We start from the raw sequence: 20,491 nt of genomic DNA, 5'->3' as shown, positions 1-20,491 counted from the left end.
CCGCCCGGGTGCCGCCCCCGCCCCGCCCTTCGGTCCGGCCGGCCGGACCCGCGACCGGGGTGGCCCCGCGCATGGGAGAGAATCGGAAGCGCTCCCTGGATCAACCTACGCGGAGGAACCGTGTCCGGATTCGTAGAAAAGCCCGAGCCGACCGAGGTTCCGGGCCTGACCCACCTCCACACGGGCAAGGTGCGTGACCTCTATCGGAACGAGGCCGGCGACCTCGTCATGGTCGCCAGCGACCGGCTGTCCGCGTACGACTGGGTGCTGCCCACCGAGATCCCCGACAAGGGCCGGGTGCTGACCCAGTTGTCGCTGTGGTGGTTCGACCTGCTCGCCGACCTGGTCCCCCACCACGTGATCTCCAGCGAGGTACCGGCCGGCGCCCCCGCCGACTGGGCGGGCCGCACCCTGGTGTGCAAGTCGCTCACGATGGTCCCGGTGGAGTGCGTGGCCCGTGGCTACCTCGCGGGCTCCGGGCTCGCCGAGTACAACACCTCCCGTACGGTGTGCGGCCTGGCGCTGCCCGAGGGCCTGGACAACGGCTCCGAGCTGCCCGCGCCGATCTTCACGCCCGCCACCAAGGCCGCCGTCGGCGAGCACGACGAGAACGTGAGCTACGAGGAGGTGGCCCGCCAGGTCGGCGCGGAGACCGCCGCCCAGCTGCGCCAGGCCACCCTCGCCGTCTACGGCCGGGCCCGTGACGTCGCGCGCGAGCGGGGCATCATCCTCGCGGACACCAAGTTCGAGTTCGGCTTCGCGGGCGAGGAGCTGGTCATCGCCGACGAGGTGCTCACCCCGGACTCCTCGCGCTTCTGGCCGGCCGCGACCTGGGAGCCGGGCCGCGACCAGCCCTCCTACGACAAGCAGTACGTCCGTGACTGGCTGACCTCGGCGGAGTCGGGCTGGGACCGCACGAGCGAGCAGCCGCCGCCGGCGCTGCCGCAGCGGGTCGTGGACGCGACCCGGGCCAAGTACGTCGAGGCGTACGAGCGGCTCACCGGCACCAGCTGGGCGTAGCCGGCGCGGACACGAAGAAGCCCCCCGGTCGAGGACCGGGGGGCTTCTCCTCATATGGAGCGAACGACGAGGTTCGAACTCGCGACATCCACCTTGGCAAGGTGGTGCTCTACCAGCTGAGCTACGTTCGCATGCGCCGTGGCGCGGAGACCACTATACCCAACCTCGCTCGCGCGCGAGACGCACGGCCGTATGACGGTTCTCGGCCCCCAGCTTGGCGGCGGCCGACGAGAGGTAGTTGCGCACCGTCCCCTGGGACAGGGCGGCCCGCTCGGCGATCTCCGCGACGGGCGCCCCGTCGGCCGCGAACGCGAGCACCTCGGCCTCACGCACGGTCAGCGGCGAGTCCCCCGCGGAGATCGCGTCGGCCGCCAACTCCGGGTCCACATAACGGTTTCCGGCATGCACGGAACGGATGATCTCGGCGAGCCGCCGGGCGCTGACGGTCTTCGGCACGAAGCCCCGCACCCCTGCCGAAAGGGCCCGCTTGAGGTGACCGGGGCGCCCGTGACCGGTCACGATCATGGTGCGGCAGGACGGCAGTTCGGCCCGCAGTTGTGTGGCCACCGTCACGCCGTCGGCGCCCGGCATCTCCAGATCGAGCACCGCCACGTCGGGCCGGTGGGCCCGTGCCATCGCGAGCGCCTCGGGCCCGGAAGCGGCCTCCGCGACGACCTCCAGGTCGTCCTCGAGACCGAGCAGGGCCGCGAGCGCGCCCCGGATCAGGTGCTCGTCGTCGGCGAGCAGCACCCGCACGCGCCTCATGGGGGAGCCTTCCTCGTCGGCCGGTCTCATCGGGGCACCTCCGCCGTCAGCCGGAACATTCCGTCTCCGGCCGGGCCGGCCTCCAGGGTGCCGCCGAGCGCGGAGAGCCGCTCGCGCAGGCCGGCGAGGCCGAAGCCGGGGGTGGTGTTCGGCCGTTCCGGTACGCCGTCGTTCTCGACGACCAGGGTCGCGGTGTGCTCGGTGACGGCGAGGTTGATCGCCACGTTGCGGGCGTCGCCGTGCCGCAGCACATTGGTGGTGGCCTCGCGCACCACCCAGCCGAGCGCCGACTGCGCCTCGACGGTCAGGCCGTCGGCGGGCCCGCTGTAGTCGCAGCCGATCCCGGCCGCTCCGAGCACGCCCCGGGCGCCCTCGATCTCCACGCCGAGGTCCGCCTCGCGATATCCGCGCACCACGTCCCGTACCTCCTTCTGCGATTCCTGGGCGATGCGCTGCACCTCCACCATCTGTGCCACCGCCTCGGGCCTGCCGCGCTGGGCGAGCTGGACGGCGAGCTCGGCCTTGAGCGCGATGACGGCGAGGTTGCGGCCGAGCACGTCGTGCATGTCGCGGCCGAAGCGCAGCCGTTCCTCGGCGACCGCGAGCCGGGCCTCGGTCTCGCGGGCCCGGTCGGACTCCCACATCACGGACAGCGTCCACGCCCCGCAGCGCGCCATCAGCAGGATCCAGCCTCCGGACAGGGCGACCACGAGGGCCAGGGCCAGCAGCCGCCCGCCCCGCACCCCGGCCGCCGCGAACACCGCCACGGTCGGCAGGGCGAGCAGGGCGAACCGCCTGAGGAATGTCCAGGGGGCGGTGACCGTGCTGTACGTCATCCCGAACGGGATCACGAGGTAGGGCGTGATCAGGGTGAGGTCGGTGATGTTGAGGCCGTGCGCCGCGTACAGAGCGGCGACCAGCGCGAGCGAGGCCATACAGAGCCCGAGGGACACCAGGAGCGGGCGGCGCGGCGCGGTGCCACGCCCCAGATACTGGTCGAGGGCTGCGCGGTGCGACCGGATGCCCTGGTGGGCCTGGGCCGCGCCGGTGACGAGCGCCGCCGCGGCGAGGGCGAGCGGCAGGGGCTCGTGCCGCAGGCCCTGCAGCACGAACGGCACCTCCCAGCTGAGGAAGAAGAACCAGGTCGTGCACCGCCAGATCAGCCGGCTCTGGAACTCGACCTTCTCGACCCTGCTGCGGTCACGCCAGTGCCGCCGATGCCATGCGTGTATCCGGCCGAACACCTTGCCGCCCCCCGTCTCAGCGCCGCGGCTCCCAGCGGAAGCGCTTGCGCACGACCAGTACCGCGATGAGCGTCCAGACAACCATGACGAGCAGCTCGCGCAGTACGTCACCCGCGCCGGCCCCGCCCGTCCAGGCGCCCCTGATCAGCTGGATCACCGGGGTCAGCGGCAACGCGTCGCACACCGCGGCCACCTTGTCGGGCAGCATGTCGAGGGGGACGACCAGGCCCGATCCGGCGGTCGAGAGCAGCATCATCGGCATCACCGCGACCTGGGCGCCCTCGGCGGTCCTGGTGACGGCGGCGGTCGCCGTGGCGAGCGCGCCCATCACGGCGATGCCGAGCAGGAGCCCGACGACCGCGAGCCACCACGACCCGGGCGGCGGCACGTGCAGCCACAGCGAGCAGCCCACCACGAGCAGTGCGGACTGCGCGAGGGCGATGAGCACGGCGGGCAGCGCCGCCCCCGCGAGGATCTCCCAGTCCCGCAGCTCCCCGGTGCGCAGCCGTTTCAGGACGAGTTCCTCACGGCGTACGACATAGATGCCGACCAGCGGTGAGTACAGGGCGAACAGCAGGGCGAAGCCGAGTGAGCCGGGCAACAGCACGGTTCCCGCGTTCAGCCCGTTCTTCGCCAAGTCGATGCTGCTGACCGTCCCGTACATCGAGGCGGTGAGCACGCTCGGCAGCAGGAGCACGGTGAACATCGTGGACTTGTTGCGGCCCAGCAGGGTGAGTTCGGCGCGTGCCAGCGCCTTCATGCGGCCCGCCGCCGAGGTGGTCGGCCGCTCCTTCGGCCGCGCAGGGCTGCCGACCGCGTCCAGGGTGGTGGTGCTCATCGGACGGTCTCCTTCTCTCCGCGCCGGTCCTGCGCGATCTTCAAGAACGCCTCTTCGAGCGAGGCCGAGCGCACATCGAGCCCCCGCAGCTCGACCGCGCTGTCCCTGGCCCACAACAGCAGTCCGGTGGCGGCGTGTTGGAGCTGCGTGGTCTTCAGGCTCACCGTGCGGCCGGCCGTCTCGTGGCCGGTGACGCCGAGCCGGTCGAGCGGCGGAAGGTCGCCCAGGTGGTAGCCGTCGGGCAGCTCGAAGGAGATGTGCGAGGGCTGGGCGGCGACGACCTCGTCGACCCGGCCGGTGGCCGCGATGCGGCCCTCGTGGAGGATCGCGAGCCGCTCGGCGAGCGCCTCGGCCTCCTCCAGGTAGTGGGTGGTCAGGAGCACGGTGGTGCCGCCGTCGCGCAGCGCGCGCACCAACTCCCAGGTGTCGCGCCGCCCTTCGGCATCGAGGCCCGTCGTCGGCTCGTCGAGGAAGAGCACCTCGGGGCGGGCGAGCAGCGCGAGCGCCAGGTCGAGCCGGCGCTTCTCGCCGCCGGAGAGCTGCTTGACGCGGACCTCGGAGCGCCGGCCCAGGTCGACGAGTTCGAGCGCCTCGGCCACCGGCCGGGCCCCGCTGGTGCAGCCCGCCCACATCCGTACCGTCTCGGCGACGGTCAACTCGGCGGGGAAGCCGCCCTCCTGGAGCATCACGCCGGTACGGGGACGCACGGCGGCCCGTTCGGTGTACGGGTCGTGCCCGAGCACCCGGACGCTGCCGCCGCTGGGCGGGGCGAGTCCTTCGAGGAGTTCGACGGTGGAGGTCTTGCCGGCGCCGTTGGTGCCGAGCAGCGCGAAGAGTTCGCCGCGCGCCACGGAGAAGGAGATTCCGGAAACGGCCTCGAAGCCTCCAGCGTAGGTCCGCCGCAGCTCCTCGACCTCGATCACATCTGCTGTGCCTGCTGTGCCTGCTGTGCCTGCCATGGGTACAGCGTCGCGCCGCGAGCGGGGCCGGGGCAGTGCGCGCTGTCATCGCCGCGCATGACAAATGTCAGAAGCGGGCCGGGACATGGAGCCGGACATGGCGGGGGCCGGGAAGGGAGCGGGACATGACGAAGGCCCCGGTTCGATGAACCGGGGCCTCACGTGCTTCCTGAGCGGACGACGAGATTCGAACTCGCGACCCTCACCTTGGCAAGGTGATGCTCTACCAACTGAGCCACGTCCGCATGCATCCGCCAGCTCTCACTGGACGGCGCGAGCACTACTCTACCTGATCCACAAGGACCACTGGCAGGCAATGCAGAGCGGGTGACAGGAATTGCACACTGCGCCTCCCCCCTGGAAGGGGGGTGTTCTACTACTGAACTACACCCGCACGCTCCGGTGGACCGGGCCTTTCGGCCTTGCCCCTCGGCGTGCTCCAGACTCTAGCTGATCAGCAGGGGGGGTGTGCAACTCCGGTGTCCGGGGCGGCCGCAGGCCACCCCGGACGGGGGTCTGTCAGCTCGCCTCGGCGAAGGCCTCGTAGACCTTCTTGGGGATCCGGCCGCGGGCCGGGACGTCCATCCTGTTGGAGCGTGCCCAGGCGCGGACCGCCGCCGGGTCGGGGGCGACGGCGGTGTGCCGGTAGGTCTTCCCGGACTTCGACTGCTTGCGGCCCGCCGTCACGTAAGGCGCGAGGGCCTTGCGCAGTTTCTTTGCATTGGCGGGATTGAGGTCGATCTCGTAGGCCTTTCCGTCCAGGCCGAACGTGACCGTTTCCGCCGCTTCTCCGCCGTCGATGTCATCGGAGAGTGTGACCACTACGCGCTGAGCCACGGATATCGGATCCTTCCTACGGTGTCGCCACTCGCACGTACCTGACGTGCTGCGATACCGGCCTTCCGGCTGTTATGGAGCAATGTTGCTTTCGCTGGGATTCCTTTGTACAGCGGCGCCCATTGCAATGTGAAGCCCAGCCAATTGCATCAGCGTGTCTCCACGCAATGACTTCGGCGACTTTTTCTCGGGATTTTTGCCACGCGGTGTCGCCGCCGAAACCGGAACGTGATCAGCTCTTCGGGATATCTACCCGCGTAGATTTTTTGGGCGGGTACTCTGAGGGAACCGCCTTCGCACCACACCACACCGGGAGTGCCAGTGGCACGCGTCGTAGTCGACGTCATGCTCAAGCCGGAAATCCTCGACCCGCAGGGACAGGCGGTGCAGCGCGCACTGCCCCGTCTCGGCTTCGAGGGGATCGGCGACGTACGTCAGGGAAAGCGTTTCGAGCTGGAAGTAGAGGGGCCGGTCGACGAGGCCGCCCTCGCCCGCATCCACGAGATGGCCGAGACCTTCCTCGCCAACACCGTCATCGAAGACTTCACCGTCAAGGTCGAGGAGCAGTCCAAGTGACTGCACGTATCGGCGTTGTCACCTTCCCCGGCACGCTCGACGACCGCGACAGCCTGCGGGCCGTGCGCATCGCCGGTGCCGAACCGGTCTCGCTCTGGCACCGCGACAAGGACCTCAAGCAGGTCGACGCGGTCGTCCTCGCCGGCGGGTTCAGTTACGGGGACTATCTGCGGGCCGGGGCCATCTCCCGGTTCTCGCCGGTGATGGAAACGGTCATCGAGCAGGCGAAGGCCGGCCTTCCGGTCCTCGGCATCTGCAACGGTTTCCAGATCCTCACCGAGTCGCACCTGCTGCCGGGCGCCATGCTCCGCAACAATCACCTGCACTTCATCTGCCGCGAGCAGAAGCTGCGGGTGGAGAACGCGGAGACCGCCTGGACCGCCGACTACGAGGCCGGCCAGGAGATCCAGGTTCCGCTGAAGAACATGGACGGCCGGTACGTCGCCGACGAGCACACGCTCGACGAGCTGGAGGCCGAGGGCCGGGTCGCGTTCCGCTACCTCGACGGCAATCCGAACGGCTCGCTCCGTGACATCGCCGGCATCACCAACGCCGCCGGCAACGTCGTCGGCCTGATGCCGCACCCCGAGCACGCCGTGGAGCCGCTGATCGGTACGGGGCGTACCGACGGCCTCGGATTCTTCACCTCGATCCTGAAGAAGCTGGTCAACGCATGAGCCTCGACACTGTTCTGCACGCCGCCGAGACCCCGGACGTCGAGCAGCCCTGGAAGGAGCTCGGCCTCAAGGAGGACGAGTACGCGCGCATCCGGGAGATCCTCGGCCGCCGCCCGACCGGCGCCGAGCTCGCCATGTACTCCGTCATGTGGTCCGAGCACTGCTCGTACAAGAGCAGCAAGGTCCACCTGAAGCAGTTCGGCGACAAGGTCCCCGAGAACGACGCCATGCTCGTGGGCATCGGTGAGAACGCGGGCGTCGTCGACGTCGGCCAGGGGTACGCGGTCACCTTCAAGGTCGAGTCGCACAACCACCCCAGCTACATCGAGCCCTACCAGGGCGCGGCCACCGGCGTCGGCGGCATCGTGCGCGACATCCTCGCCATGGGCGCCCGCCCGGTCGCGGTCGTCGACCCGCTGCGTTTCGGCGCGGCCGACCACCCCGACACCCGGCGCGTCCTGCCCGGCGTCGTCTCCGGCATCGGCGGCTACGGCAACTGCCTGGGCCTGCCGAACATCGGCGGCGAGGTCGTCTTCGACGCCTGCTACCAGGGCAACCCGCTGGTCAACGCCGGCTGCATCGGCGTGATGAAGCACGAGGACATCCACCTCGCCAAGGCGTCGGGTCCCGGCAACAAGGTCATCCTGTACGGCGCCCGTACCGGCGGTGACGGCATCGGCGGCGTCTCGGTCCTCGCGAGCGAGACGTTCGAGTCGACGGGTCCCGCCAAGCGGCCCGCCGTCCAGGTCGGAGACCCGTTCCAGGAGAAGCTCCTCATCGAGTGCACCCTTGAGATCTTCAAGGAGAAGCTCGTCGCGGGCATCCAGGACCTCGGTGGCGCGGGCCTTTCCTGTGCGACCTCGGAGCTCGCGAGCGCCGGTTCCGGTGGCATGCGCGTCGAGCTGGACACCGTGCCGCTGCGCGACTCCTCGCTCTCGCCCGAGGAAATCCTCATGAGCGAGTCGCAGGAGCGCATGTGCGCGGTCGTCGAGCCGCAGCACGTCGAGCGCTTCATGGAGATCTGCGAGAAGTGGGACGTCATCGCCACCGTCATCGGTGAGGTGACCGAGGGCTCCCAGCTGGAGATCTTCTGGCACGGCGAGCAAATCGTGGACGTGCCGCCGCGCACCGTCGCCCACGAGGGCCCGGTCTACCACCGCCCGTTCGCCCGCCCCTCCTGGCAGGACGCGCTCCAAGCCGACGACGCCGGCAAGCTGGCCCGCCCGCGGTCCGGCGACGAGCTGAAGGAGCAGGTCCTCCAGCTCGTCGGTTCCCCGAACCAGGCCTCCAAGGCGTGGATCACCGACCAGTACGACCGCTTCGTGCAGGGCAACACGGTGCTCGCGATGCCCGAGGACGCGGGCATGGTCCGCATCGACGAGGAGTCCAATCTCGGCGTGGCCATGGCGACCGACGGCAACGGCCGTTACGCCAAGCTCGACCCGTACACCGGCGCCCAGCTCGCGCTCGCCGAGGCCTACCGCAATGTGGCGGCCTCCGGCGCGAAGCCCCTCGCCATCTCGGACTGCCTGAACTTCGGTTCCCCCGAGGACCCGGACGTGATGTGGCAGTTCGCCGAGGCCACCCGCGGTCTGGCGGACGGCTGCCTCCAGCTCGGCACCCCGGTGACCGGCGGCAACGTCTCGCTCTACAACCAGACGGGCGACACCGCCATCCACCCGACCCCCGTGGTCGCGGTGCTCGGCGTGATCGACGACGTGAACCGGCGCACCCCGATCGCGTTCGCCGAGGAGGGGCAGCTGCTGTACCTCCTCGGTGACACCCGTGAGGAGTTCGGCGGCTCGGCGTGGTCCGAGGTCGTCCACCGGCACCTCGGCGGTCTGCCGCCGCGGGTCGACCTGGACCGCGAGAAGCTGCTCGGCGAGATCCTGATCTCGGGTTCCCGCGACGGCATGATCGACGCCGCGCACGACCTGTCCGACGGCGGTCTGATCCAGGCGGTGACCGAGTCCTGCCTCAAGGGCGGCAAGGGCGCACGCCTGGTCGTCCCGGACGGGCTCGACGCGTTCACCTTCCTCTTCTCGGAGTCGGCGGGCCGCGCGGTCGTGTCCGTGCCGCGCTCGGAGGAGCTGCGCTTCACCGACATGTGCGGGGCGCGCGGTCTCCCGGCCACCCGGATCGGTGTCGTGGACGGCGAAGCCGTCGAGATCCAGGGCGAGTTCAGCCTCGGCCTCGCGGAACTGCGCACGGTCCACGAGGCGACGATCCCGGCGCTCCTGGCCTAGTACGCGCCAACGCCTTGGCCCCGTACCCCCGTTGAGGGGTGCGGGGCCGAAGTGTGTTCAGGCGGCGATGAGTTCCGCTTCGTGCGGAGCCGGTACCGGTGCGGCCTGCGTCTCGGCGGGCAGTCGCACGGCAAGGACAGCGGCGAGGGCCATGACCCCGGCCGCCACCAGGAAGACGACGTCCATCGCGGTGACGAAGCCGTGCACCGCGGTGGCGTGGGCGGCGCCGGTCAGGTGGGCGATGGCGCTGGTCGACCCGCCCGGCACCTTCGCCTCGTACACCCGGCTGAGCAGCGTGCCGAAGACGGCGGCGCCGAGCGCGTTCCCCAGCGTCTGGAAGAACCGGATGCTGGTGGTGGCGATGCCCAACTGGTGGGCGGGGGCGGCGTTCTGGACGTACGGGATGAGCTGGCCTATGAGCAGGCCGAACCCGCAGCCCATGACGAGCAGCGCGGCGCGGATCAGCCAGAGCGAGGTGTCGGTGTCGAGGGTGGCGAGCAGCGCGAGGCCGACGGCGGAGGCGATCGTGCCGGTCAGTACGAAGGTCTTCATCCGCCAGCCGCGGTCGGAGAGCCTGCCGGCACCGAGGCCGACGATGGTCATGCCGATCGCCATGGGGATGAGGTAGAGCCCGGCGGCGGCCGGCTCGATGCCGCGCACCGCCTGGAGGTAGACCATGACGTACACCAGCGCGCCCATCATCGCGGCGCCGAGCAGCCCCTGGATCGCGAAGCCGTACCGCAGCTGGGGCACCTTGAACATGGAGAGCGGAAGCACCGGTTCGGCGGCGGTCGTCTGGCGGCGCAGGAACAGGGCGAGCGAGAGGGCGCAGGTCACGAACAGGCCGATGATCTGGGGCGAGGCCCAGGCGTAGTCCTTGCCGCCCCAGCTCGTCGCGAGCAGCAGGCTGCTGGTGAAGGCGGCGGCGAGGGCCGCGCCGAGGTAGTCGATGCGGTGGCGTACGGGAGAGACCGGGAGCTTCAGTACGAGGATCGCGCCGATCAGGGCGGCGATGCCGAGCGGCAGGTTGATGTAGAAGATCCAGCGCCAGTTGGCGTGGTCGGAGAGCGTTCCGCCGATCCAGGGGCCGATGGCCATGCCGGTGCCCGCGACGATCCCGCCGACCCCGCTCGCCCTGCCGCCGCTGCCGCCGCCCGGGGTCCTGAGCTGGGCGAGCACCACCATCGTGACGCTCATCAGGCCGCCGCCGCCGAGTCCTTGCAGGGCGCGGGCCGCGATCAGTTCGGTCATGGACTGGGCGGCGCCGCACAACGCCGAGCCGAGCAGGAAGGAGGCGACGGCGCCGACGAAGACCTTCTTCGCGCCGAGGCTGTCGCAGAGCTTTCCGTACAGGGGCAGCGCCGCGGCCGAGGCGAGCGCGAACGCGCTGATCAGCCAGGGGATCTTGTCGACCCCGTGGACGGGATCGAGGTCGCGGGCGATGGGCACGGTCGCCGCCGACACGATGTTGGTGTCGAGCACGGCCAGCAGGACCGTGGCGATGCAGACGATGAAGCCGATGACGGTCTGGGTCCTGGTCATGAGGGGGGCGGGGGCGTCGGCCGCGGCCTTGGTGGGGGCGGCCGGGTTGGTGTTGGGAGCGGCCGGGTTCGTGCGCATGGACTTCTTCGAGGTCTTCGTCATGGGCACCACCATGGATCAGAAAATATACCGAGTCAATATTTCATCTGGGCTTAAATTTCATCCTGGTACAGTGATGCGCATGACTGCTGGTGAGGGCCTGCGCGAACGCAAGAAGCGGGAGACCGGGATGCGGATCTGGCGCACCGCGCTGGACCTGTTCACCGAGCGCGGTTTCGACCACGTCTCCGTCGCGGAGATCGCGGCCGCGGCGGACGTCTCGAAGATGACGGTCTTCAACTACTTCGGCACCAAGGAAGACCTCGTCATCGCGCCGATGATGAACCACGTCGGGGATGTCGTACGGGCCGTGCGCGACCGCGCGGACGGCGAGTCCGCGGTGGCCGCGGTGCGCCGGCAGTTCCTGGCGATGGTCGAGGTACGCGACCCCTCGATCGGCCTCAACGACGAACCGCGCTCCCTTCAGGCGCGCCAACTCGTCCAGAACACCCCGGTGTTGCTCCAGCGCGCGGCGCTCGCGTTCGGCGAGGCGCAGCGGGAACTGGCCGAGCTGCTCGCGGCGGAGGGCGGCGATCCGATGCTCGCCGCGGTCGCGGCCGCCCAGCTGACCGGCGCCCGCAACGCGCTCATCAACGAGCACCACCGCCGCATCCTCGGCGGGGAGTCCGCACGGTGGGTCGCCACCGATGCCGCGGAGCGGGCGGAGCGGGCGTTCGCGCAGGTCGAGAACGGTCTCGGGGGCTACCCCGGCCCGGCGTAGGCTCGGTTTCATGCCTCCGGCCAAGAAGCGCACCCGCAGATACGACCCGGCGAAGGTCCGGTCCGCCGTCCTCGCCCAGTTCGGCCACGTACGCGAAGCCGTCCGCACGCTCACGCCCGAGCAGCTGGCCCGGCCGACGCGGCTCGGCGACTGGACGGTGCGCGAGCTCGCCGTCCACCTCACGACGGCGCTCGGCATGCTGGAGACCCGCCTGGCCGAGCCCCAGCCGCTCAAGCAGGAGCTCGCGCTGCTGGACTGGGCGTCCGCGACGGAGACCAAGAAGGCTGAAGTGGCAGACCACGCAAGGGAGTTGGCGGCCTCCGTCGACGACCTCGACGCGCTGTTCGAGGAGCGGGCCACCCGCACCGCGGAGCTCTTCGTGACCACCGCGGACGAGCGCCTCCTGCCGACCCGGTTCGGCGCGATGACCTTCGCCGATGTCCTGGTGACCCGGACCGTCGAACTCACCGTCCACACCGACGACTTGAACCACGCGCTGCCCGGACTGGCCGTCCCCCACGACCGGCAGGCGCTCGCCACGTGCACCCGGCTGCTCGCCGACGCGCTCGCCGCGAAGGCGCCCGGTGGCTCGGTCGAGGTGCGGATCCCGCCGTACGCGGTGGTGCAATGCGTGGCCGGCCCCAAGCACACGCGGGGCACCCCGCCCAACGTGGTCGAGACCGACCCGCTCACCTGGGTCCGCCTCGCCACCGGGCGCACCGGCTGGGCCGAGGCGCTCGACGCGGCGGAGGTCGCGGCGAGCGGCGAGCGGGCGGACCTGGCGGCGGTGCTGCCGGTGATGTCGTGACCAGGGGCCCAGGGGTGCTTGTCGTCACCGAGGGACTCAGGGGTACTTGAGGAGCGTCCCGTCCGTCTTCTCCCAGGCGGCCCGGAGCTGGGCGAGCCGGGCCGGGTCGTCCGCCGCGCGGTCCGCCTGTTCTCGCTGGTCGGCGGCGAGGTTGAACAACTGGTCCTTGCCGCTCTGGCCCCGGTAGTACTTCCAGTCCCCGCGCCGCAGGGCCCGCTCGCCGCGCACCCGCCAGAACAGGTCCCGCTCGCGGGGCCGCTCGCCGCGCAGCAGGTACCCGGCGAGGCTGGTGCCGTCGAGCGGATAGGCGGGGTGCGGGCGCGCCCCGGCGAGTTCGAGCAGGGTCGCGGTCCAGTCCGGCGAGAAGTTCGGCACGTGGCTGACCTGGCCGCCGTCGATCCGGGACGGCCAGCGCACGATCGTGGGGACGCGGATGCCGCCCTCCTGGAGCGAAGCCTTGTTGCCGCTCAGCGGCCAGTTGTAGGAGAAGCGCTCGCCGCCGTTGTCCGAGGCGAAGAACACCAGGGTGTCGCGCTCCTGCCCGGAGCGCTTGAGCGCGTCGAGCACGGTGCCGACCGACCGGTCGAGGTCCTCCACCATCTCGGTGTACTTCGCGACCGAGCCGCCGTCGTAGTGGAACAGCGCGCCCGGCTCCCCGGCCTTGATGCGCCGTACGACTTCCGCGCTCTCCTCGGTGTCGCCGTCGGCGATCCAGGGCCAGTGCGGGGTGGTGAAGTTCAGGTTGAGCAGCCAGGGCCGGTCGTGCTCGCGGCGCACGTACTCGCTCGCCCGCTCGGTCAGGATCCGGGTGTAGTACCGCAGGTCCTTGTACTCGGCGTCGCCCTCGTACAGGTCGTACTCCCCGGCGAGGCCCAGCTTGGAGTAGTACTCCAGGGCGCCGCCGAAGTTCCCGAAGAACTCGTCCCAGCCGGACTTGGTGGGCGAGTAGTCGGGGAGGTAGCCGCAGTGCCACTTGCCGATCAGGGCGGTCGCGTAACCGGCGCCGCGCAGCAGGGACGCGAGCGTGGGGTGGGTTGGGTCGAGGCCCACGCTGTGGTCCGCGATCGGCTCGGCGAGGCCGCCCTTCGTACGTCCCGGGAAGCGCCCGGTGTACAGGCTGAACCGGGTCGGCGAGCAGGTCGCGGAGCCCGAGTACGCATCGGTGAACCGCACGCCCTGGCGGGCCAGGCGGTCCAGGTTGGGGGTGCGGATGTGCGGCGCCCCGTACGACGACAGGTCGGCCCAGCCGAGGTCGTCGCCGAGGATGAACAGGATGTTGGGGCGCGCGGAGTGGCGTCCCGGGGCGGCACGGAACGGCCGCTCCCCCGGGGCGGGGGCCGCTTCGGCTTCGGTGGCGGGCAGCCCGACGGCGGCGGCCGCGGCGGTGGCTCCGACAGCGCCGCCGAAGGCGCGACGGGACAGCTTTCGGGTGTGCGAGGGCACGGAAGGGCTCCAGAGGAAGAGGTGGAGGAACGGCCCCTCAGGACGTCACGGCCCGGCCCGTGCGGGCGGGGGAGTCGGGGGCGGGGTCTGGGGCGTACTTACGCGCAGCGACAGATGGCGCTGGCGACACGGACCAGGTCGACGTGCCGGCGCTCGACGAGCGTGACCGAGAGGTCACTCAGAGGCTGCATGGTGCAGGAGCCTCACGCAGCGCACAGGTACCTGTCAATGAGCGCCCGAACTGCGGGACCGGAGCGAACTCCGTCACACACCGGCCGGTCGCAATCCGTCACCGCGAGCAGGTGCAAACGCCGCGAATGCCGTCGACGCGCCTCGGCCCACCTGCGACGATGCCGCATCGAGGGGCGCGGGGGCCGACTCCGAAGGGGCGAGGCGCGAAACCTACAAAAAGGGCCATCGTGCCCAGCTGTCCGTATCCCCAATTCGGACCAGTGGTCGATCTCGCCTACACTCGGTGGCGTGCCACGTGGTGACGGACGACTCAACCACGACCTGCTCCCCGGTGAGAAGGGCCCCCAGGACGCTTGCGGCGTCTTCGGTGTCTGGGCTCCGGGTGAAGAGGTCGCGAAGCTCACTTACTTCGGGCTCTACGCCCTCCAACATCGGGGCCAGGAATCCGCGGGCATCGCGGTCAGCAACGGCTCCCAGATCCTCGTCTTCAAGGACATGGGACTTGTCTCCCAGGTCTTCGACGAGACCTCTCTCGGTTCCCTCCAAGGTCATATCGCGGTCGGTCACGCCCGCTACTCGACCACCGGTGCCTCCGTGTGGGAGAACGCGCAGCCGACGTTCCGGGCGACCGCCCACGGCTCGATCGCGCTCGGCCACAACGGCAACCTGGTGAACACGGCGCAGCTCGCGGAGATGGTCGCCGAGCTGCCCAAGGAGAACGGCCGGGCCACCCAGGTCGCCGCCACCAACGACACCGACCTGGTCACCGCGCTGCTCGCGGGCCAGACGGACGACGACGGCAAGCCCCTGACCATCGAGGAGTCGGCCGCCAAGGTCCTTCCGAAGGTCCAGGGCGCCTTCTCGCTGGTCTTCATGGACGAGCAGACGCTGTACTGCGCCCGCGACCCGCAGGGCATCCGCCCGCTGGTGCTCGGCCGCCTGGAGCGCGGCTGGGTCGTCGCATCGGAGAGCGCCGCGCTCGACATCTGCGGCGCCAGCTTCGTCCGCGAGATCGAGCCGGGCGAGCTCGTCGCCATCGACGAGAACGGCCTGCGCACCTCGCGATTCGCAGAAGCGAAGCCCAAGGGCTGTGTCTTCGAGTACGTCTACCTGGCACGCCCCGACACCGACATCGCGGGCCGCAACGTCTACCTCTCCCGAGTGGAGATGGGACGGAAACTCGCCAAGGAAGCGCCGGTCGACGCCGACCTGGTGATAGCGACCCCGGAATCCGGAACCCCCGCCGCGATCGGATACGCAGAAGCCAGCGGCATCCCGTACGGCTCGGGCCTGGTCAAGAACGCCTACGTCGGCCGTACGTTCATCCAGCCCTCGCAGACCATCCGCCAGCTCGGTATCCGGCTCAAGCTGAACCCGCTGAAGGAAGTCATCCGGGGCAAGCGCCTGGTGGTCGTCGACGACTCGATCGTCCGCGGCAACACCCAGCGCGCCCTGGTCAAGATGCTCCGCGAGGCAGGCGCCGCCGAGGTCCACATCCGGATCTCGTCCCCGCCGGTGAAGTGGCCCTGCTTCTTCGGCATCGACTTCGCGACCCGCGCGGAGCTGATCGCCAACGGCATGACCATCGAGGAGATCGGCACGTCCATGGGCGCCGACTCGCTCTCGTACATCACGACCGACGCGATGATCGAAGCGACGACGATTCCCAAGGACAACCTGTGCCGCGCCTGCTTCGACGGCGTGTACCCGATGGAGCTTCCCGACCCCGAGCTGCTCGGCAAGCAGCTCCTGGAGTCCGAGCTGGCATCCGGCCCCGCCGCGACCGCGGCCGCCGACGCCCTGCGCCGCCCGTAAGACACCGCAGTACGACACGAAAGTTCCCAGTCACATGCCTGCTGAATTCAATCAGCGTGCTCCGCACGCGGGCACTGGTGCCAGCTACGCAGCCGCGGGCGTCGACATCGAAGCGGGCGACCGCGCCGTCGAGCTGATGAAGGAGTGGGTGAAGAAGACGAAGCGCCCCGAGGTCCTCGGCGGCCTCGGCGGATTCGCCGGACTCTTCGACGCCTCCGCCCTCAAGCGCTACGAGCGCCCGCTGCTCGCCTCGGCCACCGACGGTGTGGGCACGAAGGTCGATCTTGCCCGCAAGATGGGCGTGTACGACACCATCGGGCACGACCTCGTCGGCATGGTCGTCGACGACCTGGTCGTGTGCGGCGCCGAGCCGCTGTTCATGACCGACTACATCTGCGTCGGCAAGGTCCACCCCGAGCGCGTCGCGGCCATCGTCAAGGGCATCGCCGAAGGCTGTGTCCTCGCCGGCTGCGCGCTGGTCGGCGGCGAGACCGCCGAGCACCCGGGCCTGCTCGGCCCCGACGACTTCGACGTGGCCGGCGCCGGCACCGGAGTCGTCGAGTACGACCGGCTCCTGGGCGCCGACCGTGTTCGCGAGGGCGACGCGGTCATCGCGATGGCGTCCTCCGGACTTCACTCGAACGGGTACTCACTCGTCCGGCATGTGGTCTTCGACCGCGCCGGGATGAGCCTGGAGGGCCACGTCGAGGAGTTCGGCCGCACGCTCGGCGAGGAGCTCCTGGAGCCCACCAAGATCTACTCGCTCGACTGCCTGGCCCTGACCCGCACCACCGAGGTGCACGGTTTCAGCCACATCACCGGCGGCGGTCTTGCCAACAACCTGGCCCGGGTCATTCCCGACCACCTGCACGCCACGGTCGACCGCTCGACCTGGACGCCGGGCGCGGTCTTCGACCTCGTCGGCACCGCGGGCAACGTGGAGCGGCTCGAACTGGAGAAGACGCTCAACATGGGCGTCGGCATGATGGCGATCGTGCCCGAGGGCTCGGTCGACGTGGCACTCCAAACCCTCGCGGACCGTGGCGTCGACGCCTGGGTCGCCGGAGAGATCGTGGGGCGCGGGGATCACCGCGACGGCGCCGAGCTCACCGGTGACTACGCCGCGTAAGGCAGCCCCTGTCGGGACCCCGCCGCACCTCCGGGCGGGGTTCCCGCCCGGACTCCGCACTTCCCGGGGCAGCACAAAACCCGGTCGGGGGCGAAGGCCCCGGACCGGGTCGGTGTGCTCAGAGCAGCGACAACGTACGGTGCTGCGGAAAGCGGGATCAGCGAAGTCAAGCGCCGCGGCGCTGCGACGACGGGCCGGACTCTTCGTCCTCGTCCTCGTCGTCATTCCCGTACAGCTCCGCATAGCGGGCGTACGGGTCGTCCTCCTCCTCGTCCTCCAGTGGCTCCGCGTTCGGCGGTTGGCTCACTGTCGGGTTCGGAGTAGATGCGCCCAGCTCGTTGGCCAGACGCGACAGGTCAGTCCCGCCGCTGCTGTACTTCAGCTGGCGGGCGACCTTCGTCTGCTTGGCCTTTGCCCGGCCGCGCCCCATGGCTCGACCCCCTCGGTGACGGGGCTCGACGGCCCCAGAGTCTTGACACGCGTTCATGATCCGGAACGGTCTCTCCATGGAGAGACCGCGTCCGTAGGGCTTCAACGGTACCTGCTTCCGCGGCCATACGGTACGCCGCCCGCATGACGCGCCACTTGGCAGAACCAACAAAGCGCCCCGTCCTCGCTGGTCAACCGCGATTTTAACCTCTTCTGGGGGTGCGACCCGCCGACCGGCGTGAGTCATGTCTCTCAGCGCGGCCGACGGGCCCTCCGAAGGCTCAGTGTTGACGTGCCTCCGCCATGCGCTGTTCGGCGATCCGGTCGGCCGCGGCGGCCGGCGGAATGCCGTCCTCCTTCGCACGAGCGAATATGGCCAGCGTGGTGTCGAAGATCTTCTCCGCCTTGGCCTTGCAGCGGTCGAAGTCGAACCCGTGGAGTTCGTCGGCGACCTGGATCACGCCACCCGCGTTCACGACGTAGTCGGGTGCGTACAGGATCGAGCGGTCCGCGAGATCCTTCTCGACGCCCGGGTGCGCGAGCTGGTTGTTGGCCGCGCCGCACACCACCTTCGCCGTGAGCACCGGAACGCTCTCGTCGTTCAGGGCGCCGCCGAGCGCGCACGGGGCGTAGATGTCGAGCCCCTCGGTACGGATCAGCGCGTCGGTGTCGGCGGCGGCCCTCACCTGGGGGTGCAGCTCGGTGAGAGCCCGTACCGACTCCTCGCGCACGTCCGTGATCACGACGTCGGCCCCGTCGGCGAGCAGATGCCCCACCAGGTGCCGCCCGACCTTGCCGACGCCGGCGACGCCCACCGTGCGCCCGCGCAGCGTGGGGTCGCCCCACAGGTGCTGGGCCGAGGCCCGCATGCCCTGGAAGACGCCGAACGCGGTCAGGACGGACGAGTCGCCCGCGCCGCCGTTCTCGGGGGAGCGGCCGGTCGTCCACTGGCAGGTGCGCGCCACGACGTCCATGTCGGCGACATAGGTGCCGACGTCGCACGCCGTCACGTAACGCCCGCCGAGCGAGGCCACGCAGCGGCCGTAGGCGAGCAGCAGCGCCTCCTTCTCCGGGGCCGTGATCGTCTCGGGATCGCCGATGATCACGGCCTTGCCGCCGCCGTGGTCGAGCCCGGCCATGGCGTTCTTGTACGACATGCCGCGCGACAGGTTGAGGGCGTCGGCGACTGCCTCCGCCTCGGTGGCGTACGGGTAGAAGCGCGTACCGCCGAGGGCCGGGCCCAGGGCGGTGGAGTGGATGGCGATGACGGCCCTGAGCCCGGTGGCTCGGTCCTGGCAGAGCACGACCTGCTCGTGTCCGCCCTGGTCGGAGCGGAAGAGGGTGTGCAGTACGTCATCGGCTCCGGTCACATCGGTCACGGTGGTGACTCCCAAGTACGAAGCGGTGGTTGACGGCCCGCCTGTGGGTGGGGCGGGCCCGGTTCGGGAGCAGGTTAAGTCCTACGCGCCCGTAGATCAGGCCCAGTGCCGAGGATCACCCCCGTGCGGACGACGGGGCGCACGCCCGTGGGACGATGCGAGGCATGGCGGTGGTGTCCTCGGTGATCGTTCCGTACGCGTCCTACCTGCGGGTGTACGAGCCCCTGGCCGCCTTTCCCGAACCCGAGCGCGGCCACTGGGCGAGCTATGCCGAGCGCGGGCGCACTCCCGATGCCCAGGACGAACTCCGGCGCGCGCTGGCCGACTTGGTGCCGACCCCGCCCGTCGCGGTGCCGGTGCACGAGAGCGGCGACGCGTTCGTGGCGGAGGTCGACGGGGTGGTGTGCGTCTGTCCCTGGCGGACGCGGCTGCGTCGCTGGCAGGCGCTCGAAGGCCTCGCGGGGCAGTTCCCCGAGCCCGTGCTCGACGCGCTGATTCCTCCGGTGGTGCGCCGGCAGGCGGCGGCGGACTACGAGCGGTGGCGGGAGAGGAACCCGGACGCCCGGCCGTGGATCTTGACCAGTGTTTGGCACGTCCCTGTGACCTGGTTCACGGTCTTTTCGGACGAAGAGCGCGAGTATGCACCGGGCGGGGGCTCGCGCCCGCCCGTCCTGCGCTACCGCACACCGATGGTCCAGGCCCGGCGGCGTCTCGCGCGGGCGCTGCGGACGGTGCGGGACCACATCGACGAAGGGCCGCTGACCGAGGGCCTGGTGGACGTGGGGCGGTGGCTGGAGGAGTTCCATCCGCGCTCGATGGTCGAGCTCGACTACGGCGGCCTCGTGCACGTCCTGCCGCACAGGAGTCTGGAGGCGGACCGCTCGGCGGCGGACGTGGCCGAGGGGATCGCCGCGCTGCGGGCCGGGAACGACGCCGGTGTGCAGGAGGCCTACGGCCGCTTCACGGAGCGCTGGCGGGCCGTCAAGGAGCGCCGGATGGCCAACTGAGGCCCTGCGGCCGGTTCTCCGGCCCCGGGCGTCACCGCTTCAGGACGTAGGTCCTGATCCGGGCCTTTCCCCCAAGCGTGACGGAACGCACTTATCTCGCCCTTGCGTCCAGACCCCACTGTCGTGCCAAAATAGGACAAGGGGTCCGGGGAGGATCCCTTCCGCCCAACTACGGGTGGATTGCTCGGTATTGCTCGCTATGGGGGGTCTGACGACTCCTGATCGCTCTGTGACTGATCGTCACTGTGGCGTGACTGTCCGCTATGGCATGGTCCATCGGCTTCCGTCGCTGATGAACACCTGGGAGGGCAATTCCATCGGTTTGGCCGACGTGGCTGGACGGATGGTGTAGTTGTAGTGCCGAGGACAAGCCGTTCGTCCTATAACCGACTCGGCTCGCGTCCGCCATTTCGGGCAACGCGGGTCAAGGTGCAGAATTTAGAGGAAAGAACCGAGAAGGTTCGGTTCTCCCGAGGAGGCCGCTCATGACCGCTCGCACCCCTGATGCCGAGCCGCTGTTGACCCCGGCTGAGGTTGCCACGATGTTCCGCGTGGACCCGAAGACGGTGACCCGCTGGGCGAAGGCCGGCAAGCTCACGTCCATCCGCACCCTGGGTGGACACCGCCGGTACCGCGAGGCAGAGGTCCGCGCACTGCTGGCGGGTATTCCGCAGCAGCGCAGCGAGGCCTGAACAACACCCCAATAGTCCGGGCGTTCCGGGGCCCCCACCCCGGCCGAGCCCGCCTATAGCTCCACATGACGTC

20 protein-coding genes and 3 tRNA genes are annotated in these 20,491 nt (G+C 70.2%); 10 read left to right on the top strand and 13 right to left on the bottom strand.

Annotation, left to right across the window (positions count from 1 at the left end; genetic code table 11):
- Positions 1–120 precede the first annotated feature (120 nt).
- The gene (locus OG432_RS15745; protein ID WP_328311561.1) at positions 121–1,020 is read left to right on the top strand and encodes a phosphoribosylaminoimidazolesuccinocarboxamide synthase; all 900 of its coding nucleotides are present in this window, start codon (positions 121–123) and stop codon (positions 1,018–1,020) included.
- A gap of 55 nt (positions 1,021–1,075) precedes the next feature.
- Here the strand turns inward: OG432_RS15745 and OG432_RS15740 are convergent.
- From OG432_RS15740 to OG432_RS15705, 8 genes are all read right to left on the bottom strand, one after another.
- Positions 1,076–1,151 (bottom strand) — tRNA-Gly (locus OG432_RS15740).
- Positions 1,152–1,173: 22 nt separating this feature from the next.
- The gene (locus OG432_RS15735) at positions 1,174–1,785 is read right to left on the bottom strand and encodes a response regulator transcription factor (RefSeq protein WP_328311560.1); all 612 of its coding nucleotides are present in this window, start codon (positions 1,783–1,785) and stop codon (positions 1,174–1,176) included.
- A 26-nt stretch (positions 1,786–1,811) separates the two neighbouring features.
- The gene (locus OG432_RS15730; protein ID WP_328311559.1) at positions 1,812–3,029 is read right to left on the bottom strand and encodes a sensor histidine kinase; all 1,218 of its coding nucleotides are present in this window, start codon (positions 3,027–3,029) and stop codon (positions 1,812–1,814) included.
- Positions 3,030–3,045: 16 nt separating this feature from the next.
- Positions 3,046–3,867, bottom strand: a complete 822-nt coding sequence (locus OG432_RS15725) for an ABC transporter permease (protein ID WP_328311558.1) — start codon at positions 3,865–3,867, stop codon at positions 3,046–3,048.
- Positions 3,864–4,826, bottom strand: coding sequence for an ABC transporter ATP-binding protein (locus OG432_RS15720; protein ID WP_328311557.1), 963 nt, complete (start codon positions 4,824–4,826; stop codon positions 3,864–3,866). Before OG432_RS15720 ends, OG432_RS15725 begins: the two co-directional genes overlap by 4 nt.
- Before the next feature lie 172 nt (positions 4,827–4,998).
- Positions 4,999–5,071 (bottom strand) — tRNA-Gly (locus OG432_RS15715).
- A 77-nt stretch (positions 5,072–5,148) separates the two neighbouring features.
- Positions 5,149–5,220 (bottom strand) — tRNA-Gly (locus OG432_RS15710).
- 125 nt (positions 5,221–5,345) lie between these two features.
- Complete coding sequence (locus OG432_RS15705) at positions 5,346–5,663, bottom strand: histone-like nucleoid-structuring protein Lsr2 (protein WP_328311556.1); 318 nt, start codon at positions 5,661–5,663, stop codon at positions 5,346–5,348.
- 315 nt (positions 5,664–5,978) lie between these two features.
- Here OG432_RS15705 and purS point away from each other — a divergent pair, with 315 nt between their 5' ends.
- The 3 genes from purS to purL are packed head-to-tail and all read left to right on the top strand — an operon-like array spanning position 5,979 to position 9,162.
- Entirely contained in the window at positions 5,979–6,239 is a 261-nt protein-coding gene (purS, locus tag OG432_RS15700; RefSeq protein ID WP_078966365.1) for a phosphoribosylformylglycinamidine synthase subunit PurS, read from the top strand.
- The gene (gene purQ, locus OG432_RS15695) at positions 6,236–6,916 is read left to right on the top strand and encodes a phosphoribosylformylglycinamidine synthase subunit PurQ (RefSeq protein ID WP_267058456.1); all 681 of its coding nucleotides are present in this window, start codon (positions 6,236–6,238) and stop codon (positions 6,914–6,916) included. The genes purS and purQ overlap by 4 nt, the downstream gene beginning before the upstream one ends.
- A complete protein-coding gene (purL, locus tag OG432_RS15690; protein WP_328311554.1) occupies positions 6,913–9,162 on the top strand; it encodes a phosphoribosylformylglycinamidine synthase subunit PurL in 2,250 nt (749 codons plus the stop codon). Before purQ ends, purL begins: the two co-directional genes overlap by 4 nt.
- Before the next feature lie 57 nt (positions 9,163–9,219).
- On the opposite strand, the gene OG432_RS15685 is transcribed toward purL, so the two are convergent.
- The gene (locus tag OG432_RS15685; protein ID WP_328315122.1) at positions 9,220–10,704 is read right to left on the bottom strand and encodes an MFS transporter; all 1,485 of its coding nucleotides are present in this window, start codon (positions 10,702–10,704) and stop codon (positions 9,220–9,222) included.
- A gap of 181 nt (positions 10,705–10,885) precedes the next feature.
- Here OG432_RS15685 and OG432_RS15680 point away from each other — a divergent pair, with 181 nt between their 5' ends.
- Positions 10,886–11,524: a TetR/AcrR family transcriptional regulator gene (locus OG432_RS15680; protein WP_328311553.1), complete on the top strand. Its 639-nt coding sequence runs from the start codon at positions 10,886–10,888 to the stop codon at positions 11,522–11,524.
- A 10-nt stretch (positions 11,525–11,534) separates the two neighbouring features.
- Positions 11,535–12,332 (top strand): maleylpyruvate isomerase family mycothiol-dependent enzyme, encoded by a 798-nt coding sequence (locus OG432_RS15675; protein WP_328311552.1) that lies wholly within the window; start codon positions 11,535–11,537, stop codon positions 12,330–12,332.
- A gap of 36 nt (positions 12,333–12,368) precedes the next feature.
- On the opposite strand, the gene OG432_RS15670 is transcribed toward OG432_RS15675, so the two are convergent.
- Both OG432_RS15670 and OG432_RS15665 read right to left on the bottom strand, forming a co-directional pair.
- Positions 12,369–13,775: a sulfatase-like hydrolase/transferase gene (locus OG432_RS15670; RefSeq protein WP_328311551.1), complete on the bottom strand. Its 1,407-nt coding sequence runs from the start codon at positions 13,773–13,775 to the stop codon at positions 12,369–12,371.
- Positions 13,776–13,873: 98 nt separating this feature from the next.
- Positions 13,874–13,966 (bottom strand): putative leader peptide, encoded by a 93-nt coding sequence (locus OG432_RS15665; RefSeq protein ID WP_328311550.1) that lies wholly within the window; start codon positions 13,964–13,966, stop codon positions 13,874–13,876.
- A gap of 289 nt (positions 13,967–14,255) precedes the next feature.
- Here OG432_RS15665 and purF point away from each other — a divergent pair, with 289 nt between their 5' ends.
- Complete coding sequence (purF, locus tag OG432_RS15660) at positions 14,256–15,782, top strand: amidophosphoribosyltransferase (protein WP_328311549.1); 1,527 nt, start codon at positions 14,256–14,258, stop codon at positions 15,780–15,782.
- Between the two features lie 34 nt (positions 15,783–15,816).
- On the top strand, positions 15,817–16,911 hold the full coding sequence (gene purM / locus OG432_RS15655; protein WP_328311548.1) for a phosphoribosylformylglycinamidine cyclo-ligase: 1,095 nt from the start codon (positions 15,817–15,819) through the stop codon (positions 16,909–16,911).
- Positions 16,912–17,077: 166 nt separating this feature from the next.
- On the opposite strand, the gene OG432_RS15650 is transcribed toward purM, so the two are convergent.
- Together OG432_RS15650 and OG432_RS15645 are read right to left on the bottom strand one after the other, a co-directional pair.
- Entirely contained in the window at positions 17,078–17,341 is a 264-nt protein-coding gene (locus tag OG432_RS15650; RefSeq protein ID WP_267058462.1) for a DUF3073 domain-containing protein, read from the bottom strand.
- Positions 17,342–17,621: 280 nt separating this feature from the next.
- Positions 17,622–18,719 (bottom strand): Leu/Phe/Val dehydrogenase, encoded by a 1,098-nt coding sequence (locus OG432_RS15645; RefSeq protein WP_328311547.1) that lies wholly within the window; start codon positions 18,717–18,719, stop codon positions 17,622–17,624.
- A gap of 164 nt (positions 18,720–18,883) precedes the next feature.
- Here OG432_RS15645 and OG432_RS15640 point away from each other — a divergent pair, with 164 nt between their 5' ends.
- Entirely contained in the window at positions 18,884–19,726 is an 843-nt protein-coding gene (locus OG432_RS15640) for a hypothetical protein (RefSeq protein WP_328311546.1), read from the top strand.
- Between the two features lie 485 nt (positions 19,727–20,211).
- Positions 20,212–20,418: a developmental transcriptional regulator BldC gene (gene bldC / locus OG432_RS15635; protein ID WP_003949541.1), complete on the top strand. Its 207-nt coding sequence runs from the start codon at positions 20,212–20,214 to the stop codon at positions 20,416–20,418.
- Positions 20,419–20,491 lie beyond the last annotated feature (73 nt).

Source organism: Streptomyces sp. NBC_00442, from assembly GCF_036014195.1.
In the GTDB taxonomy this organism is placed as follows: Bacteria; Actinomycetota; Actinomycetes; order Streptomycetales; family Streptomycetaceae; genus Streptomyces.
Note: the sequence above shows the minus strand (reverse complement) of the source record. Positions and strands in the feature narration are given on the sequence as shown.

What these genes read in the sequence shown, in the direction of transcription:
- OG432_RS15675 (WP_328311552.1), top strand. Translation starts at nt 11,535, where the DNA reads ATGCCTCCGGCCAAGAAGCGCACCCGCAGATACGACCCGGCGAAGGTC.
- bldC (WP_003949541.1), top strand. Translation starts at nt 20,212, where the DNA reads ATGACCGCTCGCACCCCTGATGCCGAGCCGCTGTTGACCCCGGCTGAG.
- OG432_RS15640 (WP_328311546.1), top strand. Translation starts at nt 18,884, where the DNA reads ATGGCGGTGGTGTCCTCGGTGATCGTTCCGTACGCGTCCTACCTGCGG.
- OG432_RS15725 (WP_328311558.1), bottom strand. Translation starts at nt 3,867, where the DNA reads ATGAGCACCACCACCCTGGACGCGGTCGGCAGCCCTGCGCGGCCGAAG.
- OG432_RS15685 (WP_328315122.1), bottom strand. Translation starts at nt 10,704, where the DNA reads ATGACCAGGACCCAGACCGTCATCGGCTTCATCGTCTGCATCGCCACG.
- OG432_RS15735 (WP_328311560.1), bottom strand. Translation starts at nt 1,785, where the DNA reads ATGAGGCGCGTGCGGGTGCTGCTCGCCGACGACGAGCACCTGATCCGG.
- OG432_RS15720 (WP_328311557.1), bottom strand. Translation starts at nt 4,826, where the DNA reads ATGGCAGGCACAGCAGGCACAGCAGGCACAGCAGATGTGATCGAGGTC.
- OG432_RS15665 (WP_328311550.1), bottom strand. Translation starts at nt 13,966, where the DNA reads ATGCAGCCTCTGAGTGACCTCTCGGTCACGCTCGTCGAGCGCCGGCAC.
- OG432_RS15650 (WP_267058462.1), bottom strand. Translation starts at nt 17,341, where the DNA reads ATGGGGCGCGGCCGGGCAAAGGCCAAGCAGACGAAGGTCGCCCGCCAG.
- OG432_RS15680 (WP_328311553.1), top strand. Translation starts at nt 10,886, where the DNA reads ATGACTGCTGGTGAGGGCCTGCGCGAACGCAAGAAGCGGGAGACCGGG.
- purL (WP_328311554.1), top strand. Translation starts at nt 6,913, where the DNA reads ATGAGCCTCGACACTGTTCTGCACGCCGCCGAGACCCCGGACGTCGAG.
- purM (WP_328311548.1), top strand. Translation starts at nt 15,817, where the DNA reads ATGCCTGCTGAATTCAATCAGCGTGCTCCGCACGCGGGCACTGGTGCC.